Annotated in this window: 7 protein-coding genes; all 7 read left to right on the top strand. The window is 58.4% G+C overall.

From position 1 onward, the window contains the following. Positions 1–848, top strand: an 848-nt coding sequence (locus tag WBM93_RS12995) for a D-alanine--D-alanine ligase (RefSeq protein ID WP_424432289.1), incomplete at its 5' end; no start/stop codon positions are given. Then, positions 845–1,726 (top strand): cell division protein FtsQ/DivIB, encoded by an 882-nt coding sequence (locus WBM93_RS12990; RefSeq protein WP_424432288.1) that lies wholly within the window; start codon positions 845–847, stop codon positions 1,724–1,726. The genes WBM93_RS12995 and WBM93_RS12990, both read left to right, overlap by 4 nt. 41 nt (positions 1,727–1,767) lie before the next feature. Further along, on the top strand, positions 1,768–3,027 hold the full coding sequence (gene ftsA, locus WBM93_RS12985) for a cell division protein FtsA (protein WP_424432287.1): 1,260 nt from the start codon (positions 1,768–1,770) through the stop codon (positions 3,025–3,027). A gap of 105 nt (positions 3,028–3,132) precedes the next feature. After that, positions 3,133–4,689, top strand: a complete 1,557-nt coding sequence (gene ftsZ, locus WBM93_RS12980; protein WP_424432286.1) for a cell division protein FtsZ — start codon at positions 3,133–3,135, stop codon at positions 4,687–4,689. A gap of 179 nt (positions 4,690–4,868) precedes the next feature. Continuing rightward, positions 4,869–6,695, top strand: a complete 1,827-nt coding sequence (locus tag WBM93_RS12975; protein WP_424432285.1) for an SPOR domain-containing protein — start codon at positions 4,869–4,871, stop codon at positions 6,693–6,695. Then, entirely contained in the window at positions 6,692–7,852 is a 1,161-nt protein-coding gene (locus WBM93_RS12970; protein ID WP_424432284.1) for a deoxyguanosinetriphosphate triphosphohydrolase, read from the top strand. Before WBM93_RS12975 ends, WBM93_RS12970 begins: the two co-directional genes overlap by 4 nt. Before the next feature lie 122 nt (positions 7,853–7,974). Then, positions 7,975–8,611: NAD(P)H-binding protein (locus WBM93_RS12965; RefSeq protein ID WP_424432283.1), on the top strand; the 637-nt coding region annotated here is incomplete at its 3' end.

The raw sequence follows: 8,611 nt of genomic DNA, 5'->3' as shown, positions 1-8,611 counted from the left end.
GCAATGGCGTCGCTGATGCGCTGGAGAAAAACGGCCATCAGGTGACCCGCGTCGATATGGACCGTAATGTTGCCCTCGTCCTTGACGGCATCCGGCCTGATGTGATCTTCAACGCGCTCCACGGCGTGCCGGGCGAGGATGGCAGCGTGCAGGGGATGCTCGATCTGATGCAGATTCCCTACACCCATAGCGGATTGGCAACGTCGGTCATCGCGATCGACAAGGAACTGACCAAGCAGCAGCTTGTCCCTGCCGGTATCCCGATGCCAAAGGGCAAGGTTGTTTCCAGTGCCAGCCTCTATGAAGCCGATCCCTTGCCGCGCCCTTACGTGCTGAAACCGGTCAATGAAGGCTCGTCTGTCGGGGTTGCGATCGTCACCGATGAAAGCAATTACGGTAATCCGATCGGACGCGATGTTACCGGCCCGTGGCAGGAATTTGACGAATTGCTCGCCGAGCCCTTTATCAAGGGCCGCGAACTGACCACCGCGGTTGTCGGCGGAAAGGCGCTGTGCGTGACCGAATTGAAAACCGCGCAGGGCTTCTACGACTATGCCGCCAAATATACAGAAGGCCTGACTCAGCATGTCTGTCCCGCCGAAATTCCGGCAGATATAGAAAATCTGTGTCTCGACTATGCCTTGCGTGCTCATCAAGTTCTGGGGTGCAAGGGGACGTCGCGCACCGATTTCCGCTGGGACGACGAACAGGGCCCGGCCGGTCTGTTTGTGCTGGAAACCAACACCCAGCCCGGCATGACCCCGCTCAGTCTGGTCCCCGAACAGGCGAAGCAGATGGGAATCAGTTATGAACAGCTGGTCGAACTGATCGTGAGAGAAGCGCTATGACAGCCACCCAGAAACGCACCAATCGCACCGCCAAGGGCAAGCCGCGCAAATATGCGAAACGCAAGGTCAAGAAAGTCTCTATTTTCGACAAGATCCTGCGGGCCATGCCGATCACCGAAGCGCAGGTGCAAAAGGGTCTGACATGGGCGCTGGTCGCGGTGTTCATTCTGGGCGCCTATAGCGTCGCTCATTATTCCGGGATCAACGAGCGCATCAAGATCGAGGTTGCCGCAGCGGTCGGCAACGCCGGGTTTGAGGTTAAGCGGGTCGAGGTCAGCGGTGTCAACCGGATCGACGAACTGAAAGTATATGAGATCACTCTGGCGCAGAAAGACCGTTCGATGCTGCTGGTCGACATCGACGAAGTGCGCGAAGATCTGCTGGCCAATGGCTGGATCAAGGACGCCCGGATTTCTCGTCGGCTGCCTGACACGCTGGTCGTCGACATTGTCGAGCGGGAGCCGGTGGCGGTCTGGCAAAATCAGGGTCAACTCTCGCTGATCGACAGGACCGGTTATCCGCTGGAGCAAATCAGCAGGGAAGAAATTCCCGATCTGCCGGTGATCGTCGGCAAGAAGGCCAATTTGAAGTTTACCCAGCTGGATTCGCTGCTCGATGTTGCGCCTGCGCTTCGCCCGATGGTGACCGGCGCAACCTGGATCGGCAACCGCCGCTGGAATCTCGAATTTGACAGCGGGGAGACGCTCGCCTTGCCCGAAGGCGAAGAAACCGCATCGGCAGCGTTGCTGAATTTTGCGCGCATGGATGGCGTCAATCGGCTGCTCGGGCGCGGGGTTGTCCATTTTGACCTGCGCGATGCCGAGCGCGCTTACTTGCGGATGCCGCCAAAAGAAACGCCGGTTGATCCGGAAAGTTGATGGCATGGTGACGAAATTGATTGGGATGAGGGACTAGAAAAATGGCAGCACGGGTAGAAAAAATCTTCACTGCACTGGATATCGGCTCGTCCAAAATCTCCGCGATGATCGCCGGGAGGATGGACAATGGCGAACTGACCGTCCTTGGTACCGGCCAGCGGGCCAGCAAGGGCGTGAAAAGGGGCTATATCGCCGATACCGAAACGACTGAACTGGATGTCCGCGATGCCGTCGAGCAAGCCGAGCGTATTGCCGGGACCAATATCGATGATGTCTGGGTCAGCTTTTCCGCTGGCGGCCTGCAGAGCATGCTGACTTCGGTTGAAACCGAACTGGGTGGGCACCGGATCGAACAGGAAGATATTGATCTGCTGCTCGACGCGGGACGTAACAGTATCGACCCGAAGGGCAAGATGGTGCTGCACGCGCAACCGGCGCTCTACACGCTTGACGGCCTGAATGGTGTCAAGAAGCCGAAAGGCCTGCATGCCGACCGGCTTGGCGTGGATATTCATGTCATCCTCGCCGAAGGCTCGCCGGTCCGCAATATCGATATGAGCGTGCGCGGCGCGCATCTGAACGTGAAATCGATCGTCGCCTCCCCGATCGCAGCCGGTACCGCCTGTCTGTCCAGGGAAGAACGCGAGCTGGGCGTGGCGCTGGTCGAAATGGGCGCGGAAGTGACCAATGTATCGCTCTTTGCCGGCGGAATGCTGGTCGGTCTGACGACATTGCCATATGGCGCCGCCGATATCACCGATGATATCGCCTCTTCCTTTGGTCTGCGGCGCGCGCAGGCCGAACGGATAAAGTGTTTCTATGGTTCCGCCACGACCAGTCCGCGCGACAATCATGACGTCATCAATCTGGACCTGGAAAAAACCGCCGAAAGTGCCGATGAAGACGGAAGGATCACCCGGGCGCAGCTGATTGCGGTTATCCGCCAGCGGCTCGATCATCTGATCGGAGAAATCGGTCGGGCGCTCAAGGAACTCGGCTTTACCGGACCGGTCGGCCGACAGGTTGTGCTCACCGGCGGCGGAGCCGAACTCAAGGGCATTGCAGATTATGCCCAGTCCGCTTTGGGGCGGACGGTGCGCATCGGTCGTCCGACCGGCCTGAGCGCGCTTCCCGAAGCCCACAGCGGTCCGGCTTTCGCTGGTCTCGCGGGGCTGGCGCTCTATGCATCGCAGGATCCGGTTGATCTGCGATCCATGTCGAGCAACCAGCAGAATGTTTACAAATATGGCGGATCGGCGGTGATCGGGCGGCTGATGTCGGCGATACGGGGAAATTTTTAGAAAATTTGACAAATAAATTAACTTTTCGGGTGATTCCGACACGAAATTTGTGCAAAGCGTTAACGAAATATTACAGCACGACAAAATGTCTCGGGAGACAGTGAGATGAGTATCAATATTGGACCGCCGGAAGTCGAAGAACTGAAGCCAAAAATCGCGGTTATCGGAGTTGGCGGAGCGGGCGGCAACGCCATTGCCAACATGATCGCAGCCCAGGTCGAGGGCGTTGATTTCATTGTCACCAACACCGATGCGCAGTCGCTCAACAGCGCCACTGCTGAACGGCGTATCCAGCTTGGACCCGATATCACCCAGGGCCTTGGTGCAGGATCGCGCCCCGAGGTAGGTCGTGCAGCGGCGGAAGAAACCATAGAACTGGTCGAGCAGGCTCTGGAAGGCACGCATATGTGCTTTATCGCGGCCGGCATGGGCGGCGGTACCGGAACCGGCGCCGCTCCGGTGATTGCCAAAGCGGCACGCGACCGCGGGATATTGACGGTCGGCGTGGTGACAAAACCATTCACTTTTGAAGGCACACGCCGGATGAAAGCGGCCGACGCAGGCATCGAGGAACTACAGAAGAACGTCGACACTTTGATCGTCATTCCGAACCAGAACCTGTTTTTGGTTGCGAACCCGAATACCACATTCAAGGAAGCCTTTTTGCTCGCTGACGAAGTCCTGCAACAGGGCGTCCGCGGGATAACCGATCTGATGGTCATGCCCGGCCTGATCAACCTCGACTTTGCCGACGTGCGCAGCGTGATGCACGAAATGGGCAAGGCGATGATGGGCACTGGCGAAGCCGAAGGCGATGGACGTGCTCTCGAGGCCGCAGAAAAGGCCATCGCCAACCCGTTACTCGACGGTGTGTCGATGAAGGGTGCCAAGGGCGTAATCGTATCGATTACCGGCGGCGAAGATATGCGTCTGATGGAAGTCGACGAGGCAGCCAACCATATTCGCGAGCTTGTGGATCCGGATGCGAATATCATCTGGGGTAGCGCGTTTAACGCAAATCTCGACGGGCGAATCCGCGTGTCGGTCGTGGCCACCGGTATTGACAGCGACGGCAGTATGTCCTCATCCGCGCCGCCGCCATCCTTCGCCATGGGCAGTCCATTGCAGAAGAAGGAAGATTCTTCGCCGGCACCCAGCTTTGCTTCGTCGATTGCCAGCGACGAGGATGAACAGCAGCCGGACTACGAAGCCGAGACCGAAAATGGCCCGGAAGCCGAAGCTGAAGTCGACACGGAAGTTGAGTTCGAGGCTGAGCCAGAACTGGAATCGGACGTTGATTCAACTCCCGCTCCTGTCGCGACCTACGGAGATGACGAGGAAGATGACGAGGAATCGACCTCGCCGCCGTCGTTCGCTTCTCTGACACCCGGCATGGCGGCGGTAAAGCCGGAACCGGAGGAGGAAGACGAACTGGTCCTGGGCGATGATGCCATTCAGGTCGACGAAGGTGAAGAGGTCGCTGCGGGCAACCAACCGCCACCGGCACCGCGCGTTGCAACTGGCGGCGGCACATTGTTCGAGCGCATGTCCAATCTTACGCGAGGCGGATCGAAAACCGACGAGGATGACGATGGAGAGGAAGATAAATCCTCCGATCCACTCGACATTCCGCGTTTCTTGAACCGGCAAAATAATCAGTAAATTCCGGTCCGGTTCAAGCGGATTTTTGCTCTGATGGGGCGGCACGAGGGAGTTTGTCTTTCCCGTGCCACCATTGGCCTTGCTGGATGGCCGGAACGATTGATTTCATGCGCAATCATTCCTTTATATGTCTTGTGAAACTCAGATATAAAATTTTACTGGTCGTGTCTGCGGCGCTGGTGGGGACAACTGTCCCCCATCTGCCTGCTGTTGCCCAGTCCAGCAGCCAGTCCAATTCCGATGACCTGCAGGATGCGCTGCGCAGGATCGCGCGAGATTCCAATGACTCCTCTGCACTGGCGGATGCCGGACTGGCGGCGCTTGAACTGGGCGACATGCGCGCGGCAATCGGTTTTCTTGCCAAAGCAGACCAAATTTATTCCTCCAGCGGTCGGGTGAAGGTCGGTCTCGGAAAAGCGTTGCTCGCCGAGGAAAATCCGTTTGGTGCGCTCCGTTATTTCGACCAGGCGGTTGCCAATGGCATTTCGCTGCGCGAAATTGCCGCAGATCGCGGTCTCGCCTATGACCTTATCGGCCGGAACCGGGCGGCTCAGAAGGATTATGAGCTGGCGATGCGCTATGGCAGCAACGATCAACTGGTTGCGCGCTATGCCATTTCGCTGGGCATCAGCGGTGATATCGAACAGGCCGACGCGCAGCTCGCTCCCTTGCTTCACAAAAGCGACCGGGACGCCTGGCGAAACCGTGCGTTTATTTTTGCGATGAATGGCAAGAAAAAGGACGCGAACAATATAGCCGATCAAACCATGGATCGGAGGATGGCGAAGGCAATCAAACCGTTTTTCGATCGTATGCCCAAGCTGACAGCAGCGCAGAAGGCAGCTGCCGTCCATCTTGGCCACTTCCCGGCCAGCGAGAATATCGGTGTCGACGTGGCGGCGGTTCAAATGGCTTCCAACATGGCAGTCCGCGGCGGCGATGGTGCGGATGCGGGCCTCATTCCGGTCGGGGAAGCTTTGGGCTCGAATGCCGACCGTCCCCGTGTGCTTGCAATGCCGGACAAGTCGCCGCGCAGGCGGCCCGGTGCGGCAGATCGCAGAACGCCGGACCGGAAGTCAAACCGGCGTCTGAAAAAGAACGAAGTGGTTGTGTTGTCTCGGGCAGATTTGCCGGCTCCGACGACCACAGAGTCCGGTCGTGCACCGGTTTTTGCTCGCGCAGCAGAGACGCCCGCTCCAACATCTCTCCCCGAGACGGCCCCGGAACCTCCACCGGAAGTCCGGCCCGAGCCGATGCCTGCGAAAAATTTGCCGGATCCGGTCGAGGCTGCCGTAATCAAACCGGGCATCGAAATGTCTTCCCCCGGTTTTGAAACGGCTCTCGGTGCCAGCGATCCTCCGGTGCTGGTGTCTCAAACAATAGAGCGCAAGGTTGACATTGGCGGTCGGCAACCCGTTTCCCGGTCTCCGGTTCAGCCGCCGGCGCAGTCAGCGGTGACGAACCCGCTTGCAGCTTCGACGGAAACCGCATCTCCTGTCAATCTGATCAATTTCGACCTTGCACAATCACGGCCGGCAAATCTCGAAACGGCAGCGGCAGAACCTGCTCTCAAACCGCTTTCCGAAATTATCGGCAATATCAATATACCGGAGAGGGAAACCAGAACCGAGGTGGTTCCGGTTGATCTCGATGAAATCGAACCGGCAAAGCCGCAACCCAAAATTGTCGCCAAACCCGTCGAAAAGGTACCGGCCAATCCCAAAGAACCGGAGCATCCCAAGCGCTATTGGGTGCAGATCGCGACGGGATCGGATCTGCAGGCGTTGAAATTCGACGCTCGGCGGATGGCCAAGAAGCACAGTGATCTGTTCAAGGGTCACAAGAGCTGGACCTCGCCCTGGGGCAAGACCCGGCGGCTGGTGATCGGACCGTTTGACGGTTTCAAGGCCGCCAAAGCCTTTGAAGCTGATTTCCGCAAGGGCGGCGGTGATGGCTTCGCGTGGGCGAGCGCTGATGGTGTCGAGGTCAACGAGCTGGCCAAATGATCCCGTTGAAAAGCTATGCCAGTGATCCGGCGAACAGCCGGGGGCGGTTGCACGACGAGAAGCGCGATGTCACCCGCGGCCCGCGTGACGATTTCCAGCGCGATCGCGACCGGATCATCCACTGTATCTCCTTCCGCCGGTTGCGTCACAAGACCCAGGTGTTTGTCGCACCCGATGGCGATCATTATCGGGTCCGGCTGACCCACAGTCTGGAGGTTGCACAGATCGGGCGGACGCTCGCGCGGGCGCTCGGCCTCAACGAAGACCTGACCGAAGCTCTGTGCCTCGCGCATGATATCGGGCATCCGCCTTTCGGGCACGCCGGGGAAGATGCCCTGCAGGAAGCCCTGACCGAATTTGGTGGTTTTGATCATAATGCCCAGACCATCCGGACGTTGACCAGGCTCGAAACTCCCTATCCGCGCTGGGACGGGCTGAACCTGACATGGGAGACGCTGGAAGGCCTCGCCAAGCATAATGGCCCTGTCGACCACCCCACATGGGCTCTGGCCGAGGCCAATGATGCTATGGATCTGCATCTGCAAAGCTGGCCGTCTCTGGAGGCCCAGATCGCTGCGATCGCCGATGATATTGCCTATGACAATCACGATATCGACGACGGGATAAGAGCGGGGCTGCTGACATTGGACCAGTTGCTCGAACTGCCCTTCATTGCCGAAAGGTGGCAGGCAATATGCGACCGGTTTGCCGATGTTCCGCAAGCCAGGCTGTTGCCCGAGCTGATCCGCGACCAGATCGGGCTGATGGTCAATGATGTGCTCGAAACCACACAGGCGCGGATTGACGGGCTTGACGTGCAATCGTTGCAGGATGTGCGGGAGGCGGGACAGATGATTGGCGGATTTTCCGACGCAATGGCGGAAAAAGAGCGTATGCTGAAGGGATTCATGTACGAAAATCTCTATCACCACCCCAAGCAGATGGCGGCGGCCGAAGAAGGCAAGATGATGGTCGGCGATCTGGTGAAAGCCTACCGCGACCAGCCGGAGCTGATGCCGGAGAGCTGGGTTTCGGTCTTGCCAGAGATCGAACCGGCGCGAACCAGACATATCGCCGATTTTCTGGCCGGGATGACGGATCGATACGCCAGAAACCGGCACGGGGAAATATTTGGCGAGCGTCATCGAGTAAAGTGATCCCGTCACCCCGGACACGGCCGAGGCCATCACAATCGAACGAGCCCCGCGAATATTGCTTTTGATACCGGCCTTCGCTGGTATGACAGCTCAATTATATCCAGAACGCGGAGACCCTGAACATGGCCGATAAAATACTGATCGTCGGAGCAACCGGCCTTATCGGCGGTCTGCTGACCCGTAAACTGGTCGAGCAGGGCGTGGACAAACAGATGCACCTGTTGGTCAGGCGGCCCTATCGGGAGGATGTCGGCAAGGCAAAAATCCATGTCCAGCTGCAGGAAAACTGGCCCGCTACAATCGCCAAGATCAAGCCCGATATCGTGATATCCTGTCTCGGCTCGACGATGAAAAAGGCGGGGTCGAAGGAAGAGTTTGCCGCGGTTGATCGCGATCTGGTCGGTGCCGTGGCAGCGGCGGCCAAGGCGGCGGGCGCGAAACAGTTTATCTCGATATCATCAACGATGGCGGACAGCAGCGCATCGAGTTTCTACCTCAGGATCAAAGGTGAAGCCGAAGACCTGCTCCGCGCGCAGAGTTTCGATCGCCTCGACATCATCCGCCCCGGCCTCCTGCGCGGGGAACGGGTCGGCGACAATCGCCTCGGCGAAAGCCTCGCCATCGCTGCAAGTCCGATCATGGACTTGATGCTGGTTGGGAAATTCCGCCGTTACCGGTCGATACTTGCCAGCGATGTTGCTGCGGCGATTGTTGCGCTGATGGCGGAAAGTGCGCCGGGGTCATATGTGCACGAGAATG

This window comes from Parasphingorhabdus sp., from assembly GCF_049667325.1.
Taxonomy (GTDB): Bacteria; Pseudomonadota; Alphaproteobacteria; order Sphingomonadales; family Sphingomonadaceae; genus Parasphingorhabdus.
The sequence above is the reverse complement of the archived record's forward strand: the minus strand, read 5'-3'. Positions and strand labels throughout refer to the sequence as shown.

Coding starts and splice junctions, on each gene's coding strand:
- WBM93_RS12990 (WP_424432288.1), top strand. CDS start 845: ATGACAGCCACCCAGAAACGCACCAATCGCACCGCCAAGGGCAAGCCG.
- ftsA (WP_424432287.1), top strand. CDS start 1,768: ATGGCAGCACGGGTAGAAAAAATCTTCACTGCACTGGATATCGGCTCG.
- ftsZ (WP_424432286.1), top strand. CDS start 3,133: ATGAGTATCAATATTGGACCGCCGGAAGTCGAAGAACTGAAGCCAAAA.
- WBM93_RS12970 (WP_424432284.1), top strand. CDS start 6,692: ATGATCCCGTTGAAAAGCTATGCCAGTGATCCGGCGAACAGCCGGGGG.